The sequence below is a fragment of the Mesorhizobium sp. M0587 genome (assembly GCF_040320945.1).
GTDB lineage: Bacteria > Pseudomonadota > Alphaproteobacteria > Rhizobiales > Rhizobiaceae > Mesorhizobium.
On record NZ_JAMYQP010000005.1, the window covers coordinates 240,711 to 259,261 of the forward strand.

An 18,551-nucleotide genomic window follows, 5' to 3' on the forward strand; every position below is an offset into this window, starting at 1 on the left:
GCACGGGACTAACCAGCCGCGCCGTCCGCATATTGCGCCAGGAATTCCGCGCTGGGCCGGATCGGCTTGACTACGTCGATCAGCACGCCGTTCGGATCCCTGGTGATGAAATGGCGCTGGCCGAAGGGCTCGTCGCGCAGCGACCGCAGGATCGGCAGGCCTGCGGCCAGCACCCGCTCATAAACCGTATCCGCATCGCGAACCTCGAAATTGATCAGCAGGCCCGAGGTGCGGCCCCGCCCCTGTTCCGGAATGGTCTCGTGGTCGCCCTGGACGATGCCGAGATTGACGCGTCTGTTGTCCACCGATTGCAGATGCACGTACCAGTCGCTTTCGAACAGCGGCCGGAACCCGAAGTGCTCGACATAGAATGCTGTCGTGCCGGCGACGTCTCCGGTCATCAGCACCGGATAGTAGCTCGTGGTCTTCATCTTTCCTTCTCCCATCAACCAACATACAGTCTGCATGTAGATCGAATTAACATACAGGCTGCATGTATGCAACAGGACTCCACGCGCCGTTCCAACCGCGATCGCACTGAGGCGACGCGCGCCCAGTTGATCGCCGCGGCGCGAAAACTATTCACAGAAAAATCCTATGCCGAGACCGGCACGCCCGAGATTGTCACTGCTGCCGGGGTGACGCGCGGCGCGCTCTACCACCATTTTGCCGACAAGCAGACGCTGTTTGCAGCCGTCGTCGAGCGGGAGGCGGCGGCGGTGGCCGAGGCGATAGAGCGCGCCTCGCCGCCCACGCTCGACGCCCGCGACGCATTGATCGCCGGCTCCGATGCCTATCTCGCCGCGATGCGCGCGCCCGGCCGCACGCGGCTGCTGCTGCTCGACGGGCCGGCCGTGCTTGGCCGCGCCGCCATGGACGCGATCGACAACCGCCACGGCAGCCGCTCACTCCGCGAAGGCTTGATCGCGGCGATGCGGAGCAACACCATGACGAGATTGCCAGCTGAGGCGTTGACCGCGCTGCTTGCCGCCGCTTTCGACCGCGCGGCACTGGCGATCGAGGCCGGCGGCTCGGCCGAGGATTACCGCGCCGTTCTCATAGCGCTGATTGACGGGCTGTCTCCGACTCGTCTTCAGGCACTTCGCCCGGCTCGAACTCGTTGAAGCAACCGAGCTGGCGCTTGAACTGGTCGATCAGCCAGGCGGCCGCCGGTTTCGGGCTGCGATCGTTGCGGTGCATGGCGAAAAGCGGCGCGCGCACCTCCCGGTAGGGTTCAAGATCGAGTTCCACCAGCCGCCCGCTCGCCAGGTCGTCGGCGATCAGCCAGCGCGGCAGCCCGCCCCAGCCGAGCCCTTCGCGCATTAGCGCATGCTTGGTGTAGACGTCCGTCAGCCGCCAGGTGCGGTAGGCGAAGACGCCGTAATCGCGCCCCTTGGTGCGTTCGGATTGATCGGTGACGACAAGTTGGGTGTGTTCGCGCACATCCTCGATCGCCACCGGCTTCGGCAGCAGCGCCAGCGGATGGCCGGGCGCCGCGGCCGGCACCATCGACATGAAGCCGATGCGCACAAGACGCACATTGACCTCGCCCAACAACCCGCCAATGCCGAGGTCGGCCTGCCCGCTGACTACATGATCGGGGATCAGGCCGAGCGTGCCGATATGCAGCCGCAGCATCACGGTTGGGAACTGCGCTTCGAACGCCTTCAACACCCGTACCAGCACCGGAGAAGGCAGCGTTGCATCGACCGACAGCGCGACTTCGGCCTCCAGCCCCTGATGATACCCGTCGGCACGCGAGCGTATCCGCTGCAGCACGCCGACCATGCGCCGCGCATCCTCCAGCATCGCCCGGCCGATCTCGGTCAGCTGCGGCTCGCGCGTTCCTTCGCGTTCGAACAGCTTCAGCCCGAGCTGCGCCTCGAGATTGGCGATGCCGTAGCTGATGACGGATTGAGCCCGGTTGAGCTTGCGGCCAGCGGCCGAAAAGCTGCCGGTATCGGCGACCGCAACAAGGATCTGAAGCTGGTCGAGTGTCGGATTGGGCTGCATCACCATATCTATTTTATAGATGGATTGTATAGAAAATATACCAGTTTATTGAATGGATCGAAAGCCCATATGTAGCGGGACATCAATTCACACTGGAGAGCCCGTTATGTCCATTCTTCTCGTCACCTCAAGCCCGCGTGGCGCCGCCTCCCACTCGACCCACGTCGCCACCGAATTCGCTCAGAAGCTCGTCGCCGCCGATCCGTCGAAGACGCTGGTCGTGCGCGATCTGGTCGCCAACCCGCTGCCGCATATCGATACCGATTATGCGACCGGCATCTACACGCCCGCGGAAGCCCGCACCCCGCGCCAGGCCGAAGTCGTCGGCGTTTCCGACGCCGTGCTGGACGAGCTGTTCGCCGCCGACACCGTGATCCTGGCCACCGGCTTCATCAATTTCAGCATCTCCTCGACGCTGAAGTCCTGGGTTGACCATGTCGCGCGCTCCGGCAAGAGCTTTGCTTACGGCGAGAACGGCCCCAAGGGCCTCGTCACCGGCAAGAAGGTCTACATCGTGCTGGCTTCGGGCGGCATCTATTCGGAAGGCGCTGCCGTGCAGTTCGATCACGCTATTCCCTATCTGCGCGGCGTGCTCGGCTTCCTCGGCATGACCGACGTCGACGTCATCCGCATCGAAGGTGTCGGCATGGGCGCTGACGCGGTGACCGCCGCACTGGCCAAGGCGACCGCCAAGGTCGATGCCGTGGTCGCTGCCAGCAGGGATGTCGCGGCGGCCGCCTAAGGCACTGATCTACATCGCCATCAAAGGGCAGGCGTCCGCGCCTGCCTTTTTCTTGCCGCCCCATGAAACATCTGGGAGACCCTCGTCGTGGGCTTCCCGATACGGCAATCTTGACGCTTCATCTTGGTTCATTAATACTCATAGTGAACCAAGATGAATCGTAACCATGATCGCCTTTACCGTACGCCTCCCCGACGAGACGACAGACAGGCTTGACCAGCTTGCCCAAAAGCTCGATCGCTCGCGCTCTTATGTGGCCGCTCAAGCCATCGAGGACTTTGTCGCCCGCCAGGAATGGCAGATCGCGGAGATAGAGGCTGGATTGGCCGAGGCCGAGCGCGGCGAATTCGCCAACGAGCAAGAGTTGGCCGCCGTGCTTGCGAAATATGTCAAGCCCGCCGGCTGATCGTGAGCCGCAAGACAATCCGATGGACCAAGCGGGCATTGCGTCGGCTTGACGAAATCGGCGCGCATATCGAGAAAGACAGTCCCGAAGCGGCCGCTCGCGTTATTGCGCGCATCTTGTCCGCAGCGGAACTGCTTGTCGAACAGCCGGCCATGGGTCGCGTTGGGCGCATCAAAGCGACGCGAGAACTCGTCTTGGTCGATATTCCCTATATCGTCCCCTATCGCGTCGGCAGAGATACAGTCGATATACTCACCATTATACACGCCGCCCAACGGTGGCCGCTGACCTTGTGAGCTCAACTGGCAGCTACCCCATGAAATGCCTGAGCAGCCCCGCCGATGCGACCCCGATCAGCACGGTGGGCAGCATCGAGAGACGCGTCGCCGCCGCCAGCGTGATGGCCAGCGCCGCGAGATCGGCCGGATTCCGGGAAACGAAGACCGGCGCGATGACCGAGATCAGCACGCAACCGGGCGCCGCTTCCATCACCGCGGTTGCGCGCGCGCCGAGCGTGCGGTTGCGCAGCACGACATAGCCGCCGATCCGGGTCAGATAGGTGACGCCGGCCATCAGCACGATGGTGAGAAGCGTCGTTGCGTCGATCATGCTTCTTCCCTCCAGAAGAACCAAGCCGAGACCAACCCGGACAGCGCGCCCGCCGCGACATACCAGGCGCCTGGAACGAAGAGGTAGACAAGGGCCGCGACGACCAGGCTGACCAGCCAGGGCCGCGCCGCTGCCATGCCTTTCCACATGCCGCGCATCAGCACCAGGAAGACGGCCGGAAACGCCATGTCGAAACCATAGGTCTCGACATGGCCGAGCATCGGCCCGAGCATGGCACCCAGCGTGGTGAAGGCCACCCAGGTCAGATACATCGCCAGCGCCGCGCCCATATAGTAGCGCGGGCTGAAGGCCGGGCTGATGCCGGCGGCGGCGCGCTGCTTGGCGTCGGCCAGGCCCAGCGCCCAGCTTTCGTCGCATAGGAAGAACAGCGCCGGAAACGCCTTGCGCCGCGGCAAATCGCGCAGGAACGGCGCGAGCGCCGCTCCCATCAGCAGATGACGGCTGTTGACCAGGAAAGTGATGGCGACGATGAGCACGACATGCGGCGGCGACGTCCACAACTGGATCGCCGCGAATTCCGAGCCGCCGGCGAAATTCAGCCCTGTCAGCGCCGAAAGCTCGACCGTGCTCAGCCCTTTCTGCATCGCCTGGGCGCCGAGCACCAGCGCATAGGGGACGGTGCCGAACATCACCGGTGCGCACGACGCCACGCCGCGCCGGAATTCGGATCCCGAACCATCGCCCGTGGTCTCGACTGCCTGTGAAATGCTCATGCTTTCCCTCGGGCCGGCCTCGCGGCCGCCCCTTCCCCTGTATTTGAACTCTCGTGAACACCGGTGGCAAACATACCCACAGCGCCTCGCAATTTGGTTGCGAAGATTGTTGCGCTTCACCAAATTTTGGCATTGAGTGTTGAGAATTGCGAAATAATTGGAATCCAAGACCATGAAGCTGGATGACATCGACAAGCGGATCCTGCGGGCGCTGCAACGCGACGGCCGCATGGCCAACAACGATCTGGCCAATGAAGTCGGGCTTTCCCCCTCGCCTTGCCTGCGGCGGGTAAAACTGCTGGAGGAAGCCGGCGTCATCGACCGCTATGTAGCCGTGCTCAATCCGGCCAGCATCGGCAAGGGTCTTACCTTCTTCACCCGCATCTGGTTGAAGGCGCAGGACGAGGACACGATCGAGCACTTCGCCACCGAAGTGGCCAAGCTGCCCCAGGTGATGGAATGCTATCTGATGCTCGGCGACTGCGATGCCATGGTGCGCGTGGTGGCGGCCGGCATCGACGACTACCGCCGCTTCCAGTCGGAGCATCTCAGCCGCATCAAGGGCGTGCAGAACGTCAAGACCGACGTCCCCAGTCAGACCATCAAGTCCACGTCGGAATTGCCGATCTGATACGGCGGAAAACGGCGCCGTTCCAGACTGGATAAAAAATGCAACCGGATTGTAGGATCGGTCTCGGCGCCAGCGTCCTTCGGACGCAAACGGTGCGGCGAAGCCGTGCCATCAAACGAAATGCCTTACGGCATGGGAGAAGAACATGAACCTTTCCTATCGTTGGGCCATCGTCGCGGTTGGCGCGCTGATGTCCTGTGTCGCCATCGGGACGATGTTTTCGCTGGCGATCTTTCTCGAGCCGATGGCGGTCGACACCGGCTGGTCGCGCGCCGGCATTTCGAGCGCCATGACGCTGAACTTCCTGGTGATGGGCCTTGGCGGCTTCGCCTGGGGTGCCCTCTCCGACCGCTTCGGCGCCCGCATCGTCGTGACGATCGGTGCCGTGCTGCTCGGGCTGGCTTTGGTTCTGGCAAGCCGCGCCGGCTCGCTCATGACCTTCCAGATCACCTATGGCGTGCTCGTCGGCCTTGCGGCCAGCGCCTTCTTCGCGCCGATGATCGCGCTCACCACCGGCTGGTTCGACACCCACCGCAGCCTTGCCGTCTCGCTGGTTTCGGCCGGCATGGGCGTTGCGCCGATGACGATTTCGCCTTTTGTCCGCTGGCTGATCTCGGCCTATGAGTGGCGCACCGCCATGTTCGACATCGGCATCACCGCCTGGGTGCTGCTGTTGCCGGCGGTGCTGCTGGTGCGCCAGCCGCCGAAGCCGGCGGCAGCCGATACGGCTTCAGCACCGGTCGCCGAGGGCGCCGGCCTGACGGTCCCCCAGGCGTTGCGCTCACCGCAGTTCATCGTGCTCGGCCTGACCTTCTTTGCCTGCTGCGCGGCGCATTCGGGACCGATCTTCCATATGGTTAGCTATGCCATGTTGTGCGGCGTCGCTCCCATGGCAGCCGTTTCGATCTACAGCGTCGAAGGTCTTGCGGGATTGGGCGGTCGGGTCCTCTACGGCGTGCTTGCCGACCGGCTGGGCGTCAAGCCGGTGCTGATCGCCGGCCTCGCCATCCAGGCGATCGTCATAGCCGCCTATCTCAGCATCAGCCGGCTGGAACAGTTCTACATGCTGGCCGTCATCTTCGGCGCTACCTATGGCGGCGTCATGCCGCTTTATGCGGTGCTGGCGCGTGAATATTTCGGCCAGAGCATCCTCGGCACCGTGTTCGGCGCCGCCACCATGCTGTCCAGTCTCGGCATGGCGCTGGGGCCGCTGGCCGGCGGCATGGTCTTCGACGCCTACGCCAACTATTCCTGGCTGTTCATCGGCTCGGCCCTCATCGGCCTCGGCGCGGTCGGCATAGCGATAGCCTTCCCGCCGCTGCCGCGCCGGGAGTTGCAGGCGGCGTAGGGATGTCAGGGGCTGCGGTTGATGAAGCCAATGACGGGACAGCCCGCAGCTGACACTCGGCGCGAGCTGCGACGGTCAAGGCTGTCTTTCGGCAACGGCCATAGGTGTGGCCGTTGCGAGTATCGGAATAACCAGAAGCGCCCTGGGGTTGCAGGCAGCCGACCTCGGGCGGACATGATGAAACCTTCCGATTTTTAAGCCGTTATCGCCGGTATGTTGGAGGCCAAATTCAAGCCGAAATCGGTGGGCGCCAAACCGCGCCAGAAGAAGGTCGAAGTCGCGTCTGAGGTTGTCGGCGAGGTGGCGCCGCCGCCGGACCCCGTCGAACCCGGTCCGGAGCTCACACCGGAGGAAGCCGAGCAGGCGCGCAAGAGATACCTGCTGAGGCGTTTCTGGATCAGCGCCCGTGGTTACTGGGGTCGTGGCGGCGACAAGCTCGCTTGGCCGTGCTCGGTCGGGCTACTGATCCTGATCGGCACCAATGTCGGTTTCCAGTATGGAATAAACGTCTGGAATCGCGCGATTTTCGACGCCATCGAGCAACGCAATGCCCACACCGTTTATTTCCTGAGCGCTGTATTTCTGCCGCTCGTGGCCGGACACGCAGGCCTTGTCGTTGCGCAAGTCTTCTTCCGCATGACGATTCAGCGCCGCTGGCGTTCCTGGCTCACCACCGCGGTCATCGCGCGTTGGCTTGCAAATGGCCGCTATTATCAGTTGAACCTCGTACGCGGAGACCACCAGAACCCCGAAGCCCGCATCGCGGATGATTTGCGCATAGCCACGGAATCGCCCGTCGATTTCATCGCTGGTGTCATTTCCGCGTTTCTGTCGGCCTCGACCTTCATCGTGGTGCTCTGGACGATCGGCGGCGCCCTGACCCTGCCGATCGGAGGTTCGACCGTCACCATTCCCGGCTTCCTCGTCATCACCGCCGTGCTCTATGCCGCCATCACGTCTACCTCGATGGCGGTCATTGCACGCCATTTCGTCCGCCTCTCCGAGGAAAAAAATCAGGCGGAGGCCGAGTTCCGTTACACGCTGACGCGGGTGCGGGAAAACGGCGAGAGCATCGCCCTGCTTGGTGGCGAGGAAGAGGAGCGCAGCGGGATCGACAAGACCTTCGCCAATGTGCTGAAGCAGTGGGCGTTCCTAGCGGGCCAGCACATGCGCACGGCGCTGGTGTCGCAGGGGTCGAGCCTTTTTGCGCCGGTCGTGCCGGTTCTGCTTTGCGCTCCAAAATTTCTCGAAGGCAGCATGACGCTCGGCCAAGTCATGCAGGCCGCCTCCGCCTTTGCCATCGTGCAGGGCGCCTTCGGATGGCTGGTCGACAACTACCCGCGGCTCGCCGATTGGAACGCTTCCGCGCGGCGTATCGCTTCGCTGATGATGTCGCTCGACGGACTTGAGCGTGCGGAACAGAGCGACGCCATGGGACGGATCAAACGCGGCGAAACCGCAGGCGACACGATGCTCAGCTTGAACAATCTGTCCGTGTCGCTCGATGACGGCACCGCCGTGGTCAAGGAAACCGAGGTCGTCATCGATCCAGGCGAGCGGGTGCTCGTGGCCGGCGAATCCGGTTCAGGCAAGAGCACGCTGGTGCGGGCTGTCGCGGGTCTGTGGCCGTGGGGTGGTGGCAGCGTCAATTTTCAAGCCGAAAAACGAATGTTCATGTTGCCGCAACGGCCCTACATCCCCTCAGGAACGCTTCGCCGTGCAGTCGCCTATCCAGGGGCCGCCGACAACTGGACGCCGGATAAGATCAACGCTGCCCTCGACAAGGTGGGGCTCGATTATCTGAGCGACAGGATCGAGGAGGACGCGCCATGGGACCAGATCCTGTCGGGCGGTGAAAAGCAGCGGCTCGCGTTCGCGCGTCTCCTGTTGCACACTCCCGATATCATCGTGCTGGATGAAGCGACGTCGGCGCTTGACGAGAAGAGCCAGGACAAGATGATGGAGACGATCATCCATGAATTGCCTGATATCACCATCGTGAGCGTGGCGCACCGCGCCGAGTTGGAAGCTTTCCATAGCCGCAAGATCACGTTGGAGCGGCGCGAGGGCGGCGCAAAGCTTGTCAGCGATATCGACCTCGTCGAGCGCAAGAGCAGACGAAACTTGCTCGGGAGCCTTCTGGGGCACCGGCGCGCGCTACCGAAAGGCGGGGTGACCTCCAGCAAAGCGGCACAGCCCGAGACAAAAAAGTGAAGTCCGCACGATAAGCGTACCTGGGCGCATTTGGGCAGGCATGCGCTGCGGAAGGGAAGCGGCGCGTCCAACGCACCGCGAACCAACCGGCCTGGGACGGACTCCGATCTGAAAGTCCGACGACCGCTTCGGGCGCAATACCGACGATCGTCGCCTCGGCAGCCTACCCGAAAATCCGCTCGCCCTGCTCGTCGACCAGTTGGATACCCTTCTTGATCGAGATGTCGACGGCGTCGTCCAATCCGGCGAAGCGGTCGGCGCGGATGAATTTGTGTTCCTTCACCACACCGCCGATCTCCTTGGAGACGATGCCGCAGGTCTGGTATTGACCATCCGTCTTGTAGGGCGTGGCGCTGATCAGGAAACCCTTGTGCTCGACCTGCTTGGCCGGTGCCGCGCTCTTTGGCTCGGCCGCTTCACCGCCGCCTCCGAAAAGACGCTTCAGAAAAGACATCGGGGCTTCCTCCAACAGCATTCATCCCGCACCATGTAGCGCGGCGCGGGATGAATTTCACTATCGGTCCTTGGCTTGGCGGGCAAGAGCCGTGTCCGCCCGGGCCGGAAGCGTCACTTGTGCGACAGCGCTTCCAGCGCCTCGGCGGCGGCTTCCAGGATGCTTATGGCTTCGGCCTGCTTGTCCTCCGGCGCATCGACGATGTCGCTGAGCGCGGCACGCAGGCGATGACGGACGGCGCGGAATTCGTCGCGCGTTTCCGAACGCCCGCCCCGGCCGCCGCGCCGGTCCTGGCCATCATCGTTCCAGCCGAACCAGTCGCGCGCCTTGGCCATCTTGCGGCCGAAGCGTTCGAGATGGTCGAGGACGCCGTCGATCATCTGGCGATTATCGGCAAGGTGTGCCTGCCCGGCCTCGGTGATCGAAAACACTTTTTTGTTGCCTTCGCTCGACGAGACGGCATAGCCGGCCTCTTCCAGGAAGGTCAGCGTCGGATAGACCACGCCCGGGCTGGGGCTGTAGATGCCGCTGGTGCGCTCTTCCAGCGCCTTGATGATGTCGTAGCCGTGGCGCGGCGCCTCGGCTAGCAGCGACAGCGTGATCAGCTTGAGATCGCCATCGGCCAGCATGCGCCCGGCACGGAACATGTCGCCGGGGCCACCGCGTCCGCCGCCACGACCGCCATGGCCAAATGGACCGAAACCGCCGCCGCCACGACCGCCAAACTTGCCGGCCATGTGCATGAACATGCGTTCGCCGAAATGATTGTGCTTGTGCATTGATTGCTCCTTGAGTTCTATCTTACGATATATCTCAATTAGGCTCGCAGGTCGATAGAGTCAAGATATATCTTACGATGTATCTGAGTGACACGCGCGAGGCTCGCATTCTCGGATGGCGCCCGATCCTTGTCCGCTAGCCGCTACCAGCGGCCCTTGCGCCGATTCCAGGCGTAGAGCAGGTCGGCGAAGCGATCATAGGCAAAGCGCGTCAGCGGCAGGGCAACCGGATTGCCGAACAGCGTCGCCAGCCAGCCCTCGCCCGGCGTTGTCTTCCAAACGGCGATGGCGACATCGGCGCCGACCAGCAGCCGGCCATCCGCATCGATGGCGTGCAGCCGGCGGCGGATATCCTCAAGCGACGCGCCCGCCCAGGCAAGCGCCGACGGCTCCAGGTTGATGTCGCGAAATTCCATCCGCCCGGCTTTGACCGCTTCGATCAGCCGCCGCTTCTGCCTGCCGATGCCGGCATCGCAGACCGGGCAGCGCGTGTTGTACCAGACGGTCAGGAGAGGCTTGGGCATATGCTCGCAACGCGGCTGAAAGACCGTGCGGACTATCCAGAAAATGCCGCTGCCCCGCAACATGCAAGCGTACGGCGACGGGCGCCGTCAGGACGATATCGCAGCCGTTCAAGAAATGCCGAAGCCCGCCGAACCTTGGCGGGCTCGGGCGTTCTGGTGGTTTCATCCGAGCGAGGTGATGATCTCGCGATAGGCGAACTCCGGGAAGGCTTTCATTGTCCGCGTCCTGACATTGCCGCTCGCTGCCAGCATCAGCGAGAAACGAGCCAGGATCGCGTCGTCGGGTGCCTCCACCACCGCCACCATGTCGTATTCACCCATGGTCAGGTAGAATGCCTTGAACGACCCGCCCATGTCTCCCAGCTGCTTCTTGGCGGCGTCGAGTCGCTTCGGTGAATCGCGCACATTTCTGGCGCCCTGCTCGGTCCAGTTCATCAGCACGATATAGCTTGTCATGGCACACCTCCCTCCGGGGCCACGGAGCACGGCGGTTTCGCCGGGGCGGGCGATCCGGGTTTGTCGCCCAGAAAATGCTTCCGACGCGAAATTATCCTCCCGAAGGGCATTGGCCGCAAGAGCGCTACCGACGGAGCACGGCACGAACGAAAAAGGGCGCCCGTCAGGCGCCCTTGATCTCTTTGCAATCGGTAAGTCTCAGCTGTCCAGGAAGCTGCGCAGCTTGCGGCTCCGGCTCGGGTGCTTGAGCTTGCGCAGCGCCTTGGCCTCGATCTGGCGGATGCGCTCGCGGGTGACCGAGAACTGCTGGCCGACCTCTTCGAGCGTGTGGTCGGTGTTCATGCCGATGCCGAAGCGCATTCTGAGCACGCGCTCCTCGCGCGGCGTCAGCGAGGCCAGCACGCGCGTCGTCGTCTCGCGCAGGTTGGCCTGGATCGCCGCGTCGATCGGCAGGATCGCCATCTTGTCCTCGATGAAATCGCCCAGATGCGAATCCTCCTCGTCGCCGACCGGCGTTTCGAGCGAGATCGGCTCCTTGGCGATCTTCAGCACCTTGCGCACTTTTTCGAGCGGCATGGCGAGCTTTTCGGCCAGTTCCTCCGGCGTCGGCTCGCGGCCGATCTCGTGCAGCATCTGGCGCGAGGTGCGCACGATCTTGTTGATCGTCTCGATCATGTGCACCGGAATGCGGATGGTGCGCGCCTGGTCGGCGATCGAACGGGTGATCGCCTGCCGGATCCACCATGTCGCGTAGGTCGAGAACTTGTAGCCGCGGCGGTATTCGAATTTGTCGACCGCCTTCATCAAGCCGATATTGCCTTCCTGGATCAGGTCGAGGAACTGCAGGCCGCGATTGGTGTATTTCTTGGCGATCGAGATGACGAGACGCAGATTGGCCTCGACCATTTCCTTCTTGGCGATCGCGGCTTCGCGTTCGCCCTTCTGCACCTGGTTGACGATCTTGCGGAATTCCAGGATCGAGATCGCCGTTTCGGTGGCCAGATGCTGGATCTCGGCGCGCAGGTCGCGGATGGCGTCCTTCTCGTTCTTGGTGAATTCCTTCCAGCCGCGCGAGGTCAAATTGGCGATCGAGCGCGTCCAGTTGGGGTCGAGCTCGGAACCCTGGTATTCCTTCAGGAACTCCTCGCGGCGAACGCCATAGCTTTCGGCGAGCCTGAGCAGCTTGCCTTCGTTCTGCACCAGGCGCTTGTTGATGTCGTAGAGCTGCTCGACCAGCGCCTCGATGCGCGCCGTGTTGAGCGACAGCGACTTCACCGCCTTGATCAGCTGGTCCTTCAGCTCCTTCAGCCGGCGGTCCTGGCTGGGCGACAGCGTGCCGGCGGCGGCCAGCCGGTTCTCGACCTGCTGGTCCTGCAGCTTGCGCAGTTTCTTGTAGGTGTCTGCGATGACGTCGAGCGTCTCCATCACCTGCGGGCGCAGTTCCGCTTCCATTGCCGCCAGCGACAGGCTGGCCTCGTCCTCGTCGTCCTCGTCGTCATCCGTCAGGCCGCGCGTGTCGGCGCCGACATTGGTGATGTCGTCTTCCTCGTCGCGACCGCGGCGCGGCTTTTCCTCTACCTTGGGCGCTTCCTCGATACGCTCGACCACCGGCGCCTGCTTGGCTTCGGGACCGGCATAGGTGGCTTCGAGATCGATGATCTCGCGCAGCAGGATCTTCGATTCGTTGAGCTCGTCGCGCCAGATGATGATGGCCTGGAAGGTCAGCGGGCTCTCGCAGAGACCCGCGATCATCGTCTCGCGGCCGGCCTCGATGCGCTTGGCGATGGCGATTTCGCCCTCGCGCGACAGAAGCTCGACCGAGCCCATTTCGCGCAGGTACATGCGCACCGGATCGTCGGTGCGGTCGGTCGGCTCTTTCTTGGTGGTGGTGGCGGCAACGGCGGTGCCGGTCTGCTCGGCCAGCTCGTTGGCGTCTTCCTCGGCGTCCGCCGCGGTGTCGCCGGCCTCGGCCTCTTCGCCCTGCTCGTCATCCTCGACGACATTGATGCCCATGTCGGACAGCATCGCCATCGTGTCCTCGATCTGCTCGGAGGTCACTTCCTCGGAAGGCAGTACCGAATTCAGCTCGTCCATCGTGACATAGCCGCGCTTCTTGGCGGCCTTGATCATCTTCTTGACAGCATCATCGGAAAGGTCGAGCAGAGGGCCATCGGTGGCGCCTTCGCGTTCGGTCTCGACCTCTTCCTTTTCCTTTGTCGCCATAGTTTTTATCTTCTCCTAGCGGCCTGACATCGAGGCCGCATAAGCTGTCGGACCAGTCAAATCGGATTCGTTTTTGAAACGCGCCTCACCGGGCCAGTAACTGCATCAACTCTTTTGTTTGGTGCATGCCGCTGCCCCAAAACTGGTTTCCACTTTTGGGCGGCATGCATTAAGTCCAGATTAACCCTGATATCTGTGGCAGGCTGTCTGCCTGTCCAGTGACCAGCACCTCACATCGCTGTATTTCCCGTCGACGCGGGTGCGGGTTAACGTTTCGAATCGTCCTGATTCCGCCATTCTGCCGGAAGGTCAAGCGCCTGTCGCATGATTCGCATGAAAAAAGCGAATCAATTACCCGACTTAGCGCGCCCGGCCTCCAGCGGAGGCTTGGCCGCGCCCTCATTCCTTCATTCGCTTGCACTTAGGCTCGCCCAGCCCTGCCCGAGGAAACGCCAAACCCTTCGATTAGCGCTTCCGTCGCTTGCACATCCTGAAATTGCGCCTGAATTTCGATCAGATGGCGAAAGTTTTCGTCCGAAGGATCCGCCTCGAGCGCCGCTTCCGCCTGTTTCAGCTCCTTATGTAAGGTGCGCGCGCTGCGCTGCAAGTGCAGCGCTTGGTTCAGAGCGTCGCGGGCGTCCTCGAGAGCTGCCGTCTCCAGCGCCGGCCACTGCCGCGCCCGCCTGATCAGGCCGACGGCGCGCTCCCAGATCTCGGCGCAGCCGGCGCGCTCGATCGTCGCCACCACGGCGTGGCGGTCATTGGCCATGTCATGCGCCATCGCATCGAGGATGGCGGTGTGAAGTCGCCTCAGGTCTGAATTGGCGAGATCGAGAAACTCGACATGGGCAAAATTCTCGTCGATCAGCGCCGGATGGTTGACCAGCGCGACGATGATCGTCGCCTCGCGCACCGACATGCCCTCGCTGCCGCGCTTGACCAGCGCCGAACGGCCGAGGCTTTCGGTGATCGCGGTGCGTCCGCCGCCACCCTTGGCGAATTGCCCGCCAGGCGCGGCCTTGGCCTGGCCGCGCTCGCCCGGCCGGCCGCCACCCTGGCGCGCGCTGCGCTGGGCGCCGAAGAACGTCAGCACCCGCTCGCGCATCTCCTGTTGGTAATGATAGCGCAGGCTTTCGTCGCGAATGCGGCTGGTCAGCTCGCGCAACGTCTTCTCGAGTTCCGCCCGCCGCTCCGGCGTGTCGAAGACACCACCCGCCGTCTCCCGCATCCACAACAAGTCTGCCAGCGGCCGTGCTTCGGAGAGCACGGCACGAAAGGCCTCCGGCCCCTCGGCCTTGACCAGATCGTCCGGATCCTTGCCCTCCGGCAGCAGCGCGAAACGCGCCGAACGCCCGGCCTGCACCGACGGCAGCGCCATGTCGGCGGCCCGCCATGCCGCCTTCAGCCCGGCCTTGTCGCCGTCGAAGCACAACATCGGCTCCGGCGCCATGCGCCACAACAGCTCAAGCTGGTTTTCGGTGAGCGCCGTGCCGAGCGGCGCCACCACATTCTCGAAGCCGGCCTGCGCCAGCGCGATCACGTCCATATAGCCTTCGACGGCGATGACCGTGCCGCCCTTGGCCAGCGCTTTTCGCGCGCGGGCGAAATTGTAGAGCACGTTGCCCTTGTGAAAGAGATCGGTGTCGGGCGAGTTCATGTATTTGGCGAGCGCATCGGGCGCCAGCGCCCGGCCGCCAAAGGCGATGATCTTGCCGCGCGAATCCGGGATCGGGAACATGATGCGGTCGCGGAACCAGTCATAGGAAACGGGGATGTCGTCGCCGTGGCGCACCAGCCCGCAGGCCTCGATATCTGCCTTCGGGACACCTTTGGCCGCGAGATGCTCCTTCAGCGCATTGCGGCTGTCGGGCGCGAAGCCGAGCCGGAACGATTGCTGCGTCGCCGGCGTCAGCCCGCGGTCGCGCAGATAGGCGCGGGCCTTCGCGCCTTCGGGACTTTGCAGGCGCTCCTGGAAGAAGGCGGTCGCCATCTCCATGACATCGGTCAGGCTGGCGCGTTCCTTTTCACGCCGCTCCTCCTGCGCGTCGCGAACCGGCATCGGCACGCCGGCCATGTCAGCGATCTTCTCGACCGCCTCGGGAAAGCTCAATCCTTCGAGTTCGGTGAGGAACTTGAAATGATCGCCAGTGACCGAGCAGCCGAAACAATGGTAGCGGCCCTTCTTGTCCTCGCAGTGGAAGGACGGGCTCTTCTCGCCGTGGAACGGGCAGCAGGCCCAGTAGTCGCCGCGCGACGCGTTGGTCTTCTTGCGATCCCACGCGACGCGCTGGCCGATCACAGATGAAATCGGCACGCGGTCGCGTATCTCGTCGAGGAAGGCGGGCGGAAAGCGCATTAGGGAACTCGTTTGCCCCTCATATAATCATGCTTGCGAAATCCGACGACCCCCATTAGGGGCCATACCCGGTTTCCACAGGGCAAAAGGCGGCCGCTGCGGGCCGCCTCCTTTCAGGTCCAGTCTGGCAAACTCGGGCTCATTGCCCGGCGAGTGCGCCGAAGACGACGCCGGAGAGGATACCCACCAGCACATAGTCGTTGCCGACGCGGATCCATTCCTGGCCGCGGCCAGGGCGATGCAGGCCGTAGCGGCCGTAATCGCGGATCGGCCGGTGCTGTCTCCAGCCGGAATATTTCTGACCATTGCGCCAGTTGTTGCGCTTCACGACGACGACCCTCTTCTTCACCACGCGCTCGCGCATGTCGACATGCTTGCCCGGCTTCTGCCAGTCGACCTTGGCGTAGTTCGACTGCGACGCGACCGGGGCGTTCATCGGCGCCGCCTGGCCGGTGAGCGAAGTGGCGGCGAGCATCGAGAAAGCGAGCGCGGAAAGAACAATGCGTTTCATGGGAAGTCTCCTGGTTGTCGATGCCCAGGGAATAGCGGCTGGAGAATGAACCGAAACTGAACATCGACATTACAATTGCGTAATGAATTCCTTTGTTTACCCCGGAGAATTGAACATCACCGCAAAGGCGAGCGCTCAACGGCGCGGCAAGCTTGGCCGATTGGCCGCCCGGCGATGCAACCATTTGCGCATTCGTCCATTTTCCGACACGGCCTGTCGCGCTGCGGCGGCCCCTCGAAATCGACAAAATTTTATTATTCGGCTAAAGTATTCCAGCTATTGTCGACGACTGTTATGACCCTGATTCGTACCCTTGTTTCGCCCGCTGATCGTCGCGCCGCTGAAATCGCGCGCGGCGTCCTCACGCAGGCACGGCAATGAGCGGCTCCGTCGTCCTTCTGCATCTGGCCGGCGCGGTGGCGCTGATGCTGTTTGCCACCCGTATGGTGAAGACGGGCGTCGAACGCGCCTATGGCGACGTGCTGCGCCACAAGCTTCGCGCCACCATGCGCAATCCGGTCATGGCGGTGCTGGCCGGCACCGGTCTTGCGATCGCCCTGCAGAGCTCGACCGCCGTCACGCTGCTGGTCGGCTCCTTCGCCGGCTCCGGCATCGTCTCGGGCGCCGCCGGGCAGCTTGCCGTGCGCGGCGCCGAGATCGGCTCCGCCCTGGTGGTCAAGCTGCTCACCTTCGATCTCACGCTGCTGGTGCCGCTCTGCCTGATCCCCGGCACGGTGATGTTCATGGCCACCGAGCGGCGCGACTGGCGCCAGACCGGCCGTATCCTGGTCGGCATCGGCCTGCTGATCCTGTCGCTGGAGATGATCGGCCAGGCATCGGAGCCGCTGCGAAACAGCCAGTTGATGCCGGTCATCATCAATTACTTCTCCAGCGATTCCATCACCGCTTACCTGCTGGCCGCGTTGATCACCTGGCTGTTCCAGTCGAGCATCGCCGCGGTCCTGTTGATGGCAACGCTGGCCGGCCGTGGCCTGATCCAGCCGGAACTCGGCGTCGTTCTCATCCTGGGCGTCAATCTCGGCTCCTCGATCATCGCGCCGATGCTGACCCGCTCGTCGAGCCCGGAAGTGCGCGTCGTGCCGATCGGCAACCTCCTGATGCGCGGGCTTGGCTCGCTGGTCATGCTGATCCTGGTCATGATCTTCCGGCCGCACTTCGCCTTTCTCGGTTCGACGGCGGCGGGCCAGATCGTCAACGCCCATATCCTGTTCAATGTCCTGATCCTGCTCGCCGGCCTGCCGCTGGCCGGCCTCGTCTACCGCGCCTCGGAGAAGATCGTCGCCCTGGGGACAGCACCGGCGCCGGCCGCCACGCTCGACGTCGTCGAGCTTTCCGCGCTCAACGAGAGCGCGCTCGACGTGCCAAGCCAGGCATTGGCCAATGCCACGCGTGAGGTGGTGCGGGTCTGCGAGACGGTCGAGATCATGCTCAAGCGCATCATCGAGCTTTATGAGAGCGCCGATGCCGACAAGATCAAGGCGCTGGCCGCACTCGACGACCGCGTCGACCGCAGGCACGCGGCCATAAAACTCTACCTTGCCAAGATCACCAAGAATCCGCTGACCGAGGACGAGGCGCTGCGCTGCCAGGAGCTGATCGGCGCCTGCGTCAAGCTGGAGCAGGTCGGCGACATCATCGTGCGCAACATGCTGGTGCATGTGAAGAAGAAGTTCGACCGCGGGCTTGAGTTCACCGACGAGGGCTGGAGCGAATTGTCCGCCTTCCACGGTTCGGTGCTTGCCAACGCCCGGCTTGCCTTCAACGTTCTGGTATCGCGCGACCCCGAGACGGCCCGCCAGCTGGTGCTGGAAAAGGACCGGCTGCGCGATCGCGAGAAGGAAACCAGCGCCCGCCATTTCGAGCGGCTGCGCGACGGCACCGCCAAGAGTGTCGAAACCAGCTCCATCCACCTCGATACCATCCGCGACCTGAAACAGATCAACTCGCTGCTGGCGTCCATGGCCTATCCCGTGCTTGAGGAACGCGGCCTGCTTACGGGGTCAAGGTTGAAGGCGAGCTGAAGAATAGCAATCTCCCCTACAGGCCCCTCCGGAGAGAGCGGAAGGACGCTAGTCGAAATAAGGTTCGCGCCCTTCCTCTCCCCCGTCGATCGGGGAGAGGTGTCGAGCGAAGCTCGACGGAGTGGGGGTCGACCGCCTCGACCTGCGTGCTCGCTTGTCGGCGGCTGTACCATCGAGGACCGGCTTCCCCCACCCCGTCGCAGCTTCGCAGCGCCACCTCTTTCCCGTCCGGAGAGAACGGAGGGCGCTAGTCGAAATAAGGTCGCGCCCTTCCTCTCCCCCGTCGATCGGGGGAGAGGTGTCGAGCGAAGCTCGACGGAGTGGGGGTCGACCGGCTCGACCTGCGTGCTCGCTTGTCGGCGGCTGTACCATCGAGGACCGGCTTCCCCCACTCCGTCGCTGCTTCGCAGCGCCTCCTCTTTCCCCTCCGGAGAGAGCGGAAGAGCGCTAGTTGAAATAAGGTCGCGCCCTTCCTCTACCCCGTCGATCGGGGGAGAGGTGTCGAGCGC

20 protein-coding genes are annotated in these 18,551 nt (G+C 63.4%); 9 read left to right on the forward strand and 11 right to left on the reverse strand.

The features are described 5' to 3' along the window. Nucleotides 1-8: 8 nt before the first annotated feature. Entirely contained in the window at nt 9-431 is a 423-nt protein-coding gene (locus NKI49_RS07145) for a VOC family protein (protein WP_352607748.1), read from the reverse strand. Nucleotides 432-497: 66 nt separating this feature from the next. Here NKI49_RS07145 and NKI49_RS07150 point away from each other — a divergent pair, with 66 nt between their 5' ends. Next, nucleotides 498-1,124, forward strand: coding sequence for a TetR/AcrR family transcriptional regulator (locus tag NKI49_RS07150; protein ID WP_352695587.1), 627 nt, complete (start codon nt 498-500; stop codon nt 1,122-1,124). On the opposite strand, the gene NKI49_RS07155 is transcribed toward NKI49_RS07150, so the two are convergent. Next, entirely contained in the window at nt 1,057-2,013 is a 957-nt protein-coding gene (locus NKI49_RS07155; protein WP_352607754.1) for a LysR family transcriptional regulator, read from the reverse strand. The two genes, NKI49_RS07150 and NKI49_RS07155, sit on opposite strands and share 68 nt — an antisense overlap. 106 nt (nt 2,014-2,119) lie before the next feature. Here NKI49_RS07155 and NKI49_RS07160 point away from each other — a divergent pair, with 106 nt between their 5' ends. From NKI49_RS07160 to NKI49_RS07170, 3 genes are all read left to right on the forward strand, one after another. Beyond that, entirely contained in the window at nt 2,120-2,755 is a 636-nt protein-coding gene (locus NKI49_RS07160) for an FMN-dependent NADH-azoreductase (RefSeq protein ID WP_352607758.1), read from the forward strand. 166 nt (nt 2,756-2,921) lie between these two features. Next, nucleotides 2,922-3,161, forward strand: a complete 240-nt coding sequence (locus NKI49_RS07165; protein WP_352607760.1) for a CopG family ribbon-helix-helix protein — start codon at nt 2,922-2,924, stop codon at nt 3,159-3,161. Between the two features lie 2 nt (nt 3,162-3,163). Next, nucleotides 3,164-3,457 carry a type II toxin-antitoxin system RelE/ParE family toxin gene (locus tag NKI49_RS07170; RefSeq protein ID WP_352607762.1) on the forward strand — a complete coding sequence of 98 codons (294 nt, stop codon included), beginning with the start codon at nt 3,164-3,166 and terminating at the stop codon, nt 3,455-3,457. A gap of 13 nt (nt 3,458-3,470) precedes the next feature. Here the strand turns inward: NKI49_RS07170 and NKI49_RS07175 are convergent, their stop codons facing one another. Beyond that, on the reverse strand, nt 3,471-3,770 hold the full coding sequence (locus NKI49_RS07175; RefSeq protein ID WP_352607764.1) for an AzlD family protein: 300 nt from the start codon (nt 3,768-3,770) through the stop codon (nt 3,471-3,473). Beyond that, complete coding sequence (locus NKI49_RS07180; protein ID WP_352607766.1) at nt 3,767-4,504, reverse strand: AzlC family ABC transporter permease; 738 nt, start codon at nt 4,502-4,504, stop codon at nt 3,767-3,769. The genes NKI49_RS07175 and NKI49_RS07180 overlap by 4 nt, the downstream gene beginning before the upstream one ends. A gap of 172 nt (nt 4,505-4,676) precedes the next feature. Between NKI49_RS07180 and NKI49_RS07185 the strand changes: the two genes are divergently transcribed. From NKI49_RS07185 to NKI49_RS07195, 3 genes are all read left to right on the forward strand, one after another. Beyond that, entirely contained in the window at nt 4,677-5,135 is a 459-nt protein-coding gene (locus tag NKI49_RS07185; protein ID WP_352607768.1) for an Lrp/AsnC family transcriptional regulator, read from the forward strand. 145 nt (nt 5,136-5,280) lie between these two features. Further along, nucleotides 5,281-6,483 carry an MFS transporter gene (locus tag NKI49_RS07190; protein WP_352607770.1) on the forward strand — a complete coding sequence of 401 codons (1,203 nt, stop codon included), beginning with the start codon at nt 5,281-5,283 and terminating at the stop codon, nt 6,481-6,483. A 213-nt stretch (nt 6,484-6,696) separates the two neighbouring features. After that, on the forward strand, nt 6,697-8,697 hold the full coding sequence (locus NKI49_RS07195; protein ID WP_352607773.1) for an ABC transporter ATP-binding protein/permease: 2,001 nt from the start codon (nt 6,697-6,699) through the stop codon (nt 8,695-8,697). Between the two features lie 163 nt (nt 8,698-8,860). Here the strand turns inward: NKI49_RS07195 and NKI49_RS07200 are convergent, their stop codons facing one another. From NKI49_RS07200 to NKI49_RS07230, 7 genes are all read right to left on the reverse strand, one after another. Next, on the reverse strand, nt 8,861-9,151 hold the full coding sequence (locus NKI49_RS07200; RefSeq protein ID WP_352607775.1) for an HlyU family transcriptional regulator: 291 nt from the start codon (nt 9,149-9,151) through the stop codon (nt 8,861-8,863). Nucleotides 9,152-9,264: 113 nt separating this feature from the next. Then, complete coding sequence (locus NKI49_RS07205; RefSeq protein ID WP_352607777.1) at nt 9,265-9,930, reverse strand: PadR family transcriptional regulator; 666 nt, start codon at nt 9,928-9,930, stop codon at nt 9,265-9,267. A gap of 143 nt (nt 9,931-10,073) precedes the next feature. Then, complete coding sequence (locus NKI49_RS07210; protein ID WP_352607779.1) at nt 10,074-10,454, reverse strand: thiol-disulfide oxidoreductase DCC family protein; 381 nt, start codon at nt 10,452-10,454, stop codon at nt 10,074-10,076. A gap of 162 nt (nt 10,455-10,616) precedes the next feature. After that, nucleotides 10,617-10,910 carry a GYD domain-containing protein gene (locus NKI49_RS07215; protein ID WP_352607781.1) on the reverse strand — a complete coding sequence of 98 codons (294 nt, stop codon included), beginning with the start codon at nt 10,908-10,910 and terminating at the stop codon, nt 10,617-10,619. 198 nt (nt 10,911-11,108) lie between these two features. Further along, nucleotides 11,109-13,133 (reverse strand): RNA polymerase sigma factor RpoD, encoded by a 2,025-nt coding sequence (gene rpoD / locus NKI49_RS07220; protein WP_352607783.1) that lies wholly within the window; start codon nt 13,131-13,133, stop codon nt 11,109-11,111. Nucleotides 13,134-13,554: 421 nt separating this feature from the next. Next, entirely contained in the window at nt 13,555-15,489 is a 1,935-nt protein-coding gene (gene dnaG / locus NKI49_RS07225) for a DNA primase (protein ID WP_352607785.1), read from the reverse strand. 139 nt (nt 15,490-15,628) lie between these two features. Beyond that, the gene (locus NKI49_RS07230; RefSeq protein WP_352607787.1) at nt 15,629-16,000 is read right to left on the reverse strand and encodes an RcnB family protein; all 372 of its coding nucleotides are present in this window, start codon (nt 15,998-16,000) and stop codon (nt 15,629-15,631) included. A 75-nt stretch (nt 16,001-16,075) separates the two neighbouring features. Here NKI49_RS07230 and NKI49_RS07235 point away from each other — a divergent pair, with 75 nt between their 5' ends. Together NKI49_RS07235 and NKI49_RS07240 are read left to right on the forward strand one after the other, a co-directional pair. Beyond that, on the forward strand, nt 16,076-16,381 hold the full coding sequence (locus tag NKI49_RS07235) for a hypothetical protein (protein ID WP_352607789.1): 306 nt from the start codon (nt 16,076-16,078) through the stop codon (nt 16,379-16,381). Then, a complete protein-coding gene (locus NKI49_RS07240; protein WP_352607791.1) occupies nt 16,378-18,042 on the forward strand; it encodes a Na/Pi cotransporter family protein in 1,665 nt (554 codons plus the stop codon). The genes NKI49_RS07235 and NKI49_RS07240 overlap by 4 nt, the downstream gene beginning before the upstream one ends. Nucleotides 18,043-18,551 lie beyond the last annotated feature (509 nt).

Excerpts from the sequence above, each read along its gene's own strand:
- NKI49_RS07195 (WP_352607773.1), top strand. The coding sequence starts at position 6,697 with ATGTTGGAGGCCAAATTCAAGCCGAAATCGGTGGGCGCCAAACCGCGC.
- NKI49_RS07230 (WP_352607787.1), bottom strand. The coding sequence starts at position 16,000 with ATGAAACGCATTGTTCTTTCCGCGCTCGCTTTCTCGATGCTCGCCGCC.
- NKI49_RS07190 (WP_352607770.1), top strand. The coding sequence starts at position 5,281 with ATGAACCTTTCCTATCGTTGGGCCATCGTCGCGGTTGGCGCGCTGATG.
- NKI49_RS07205 (WP_352607777.1), bottom strand. The coding sequence starts at position 9,930 with ATGCACAAGCACAATCATTTCGGCGAACGCATGTTCATGCACATGGCC.
- rpoD (WP_352607783.1), bottom strand. The coding sequence starts at position 13,133 with ATGGCGACAAAGGAAAAGGAAGAGGTCGAGACCGAACGCGAAGGCGCC.
- NKI49_RS07200 (WP_352607775.1), bottom strand. The coding sequence starts at position 9,151 with ATGTCTTTTCTGAAGCGTCTTTTCGGAGGCGGCGGTGAAGCGGCCGAG.
- NKI49_RS07160 (WP_352607758.1), top strand. The coding sequence starts at position 2,120 with ATGTCCATTCTTCTCGTCACCTCAAGCCCGCGTGGCGCCGCCTCCCAC.
- NKI49_RS07210 (WP_352607779.1), bottom strand. The coding sequence starts at position 10,454 with ATGCCCAAGCCTCTCCTGACCGTCTGGTACAACACGCGCTGCCCGGTC.
- NKI49_RS07175 (WP_352607764.1), bottom strand. The coding sequence starts at position 3,770 with ATGATCGACGCAACGACGCTTCTCACCATCGTGCTGATGGCCGGCGTC.
- NKI49_RS07215 (WP_352607781.1), bottom strand. The coding sequence starts at position 10,910 with ATGACAAGCTATATCGTGCTGATGAACTGGACCGAGCAGGGCGCCAGA.
- NKI49_RS07180 (WP_352607766.1), bottom strand. The coding sequence starts at position 4,504 with ATGAGCATTTCACAGGCAGTCGAGACCACGGGCGATGGTTCGGGATCC.
- NKI49_RS07155 (WP_352607754.1), bottom strand. The coding sequence starts at position 2,013 with ATGCAGCCCAATCCGACACTCGACCAGCTTCAGATCCTTGTTGCGGTC.
- dnaG (WP_352607785.1), bottom strand. The coding sequence starts at position 15,489 with ATGCGCTTTCCGCCCGCCTTCCTCGACGAGATACGCGACCGCGTGCCG.
- NKI49_RS07150 (WP_352695587.1), top strand. The coding sequence starts at position 498 with ATGCAACAGGACTCCACGCGCCGTTCCAACCGCGATCGCACTGAGGCG.
- NKI49_RS07185 (WP_352607768.1), top strand. The coding sequence starts at position 4,677 with ATGAAGCTGGATGACATCGACAAGCGGATCCTGCGGGCGCTGCAACGC.
- NKI49_RS07165 (WP_352607760.1), top strand. The coding sequence starts at position 2,922 with ATGATCGCCTTTACCGTACGCCTCCCCGACGAGACGACAGACAGGCTT.
- NKI49_RS07145 (WP_352607748.1), bottom strand. The coding sequence starts at position 431 with ATGAAGACCACGAGCTACTATCCGGTGCTGATGACCGGAGACGTCGCC.
- NKI49_RS07240 (WP_352607791.1), top strand. The coding sequence starts at position 16,378 with ATGAGCGGCTCCGTCGTCCTTCTGCATCTGGCCGGCGCGGTGGCGCTG.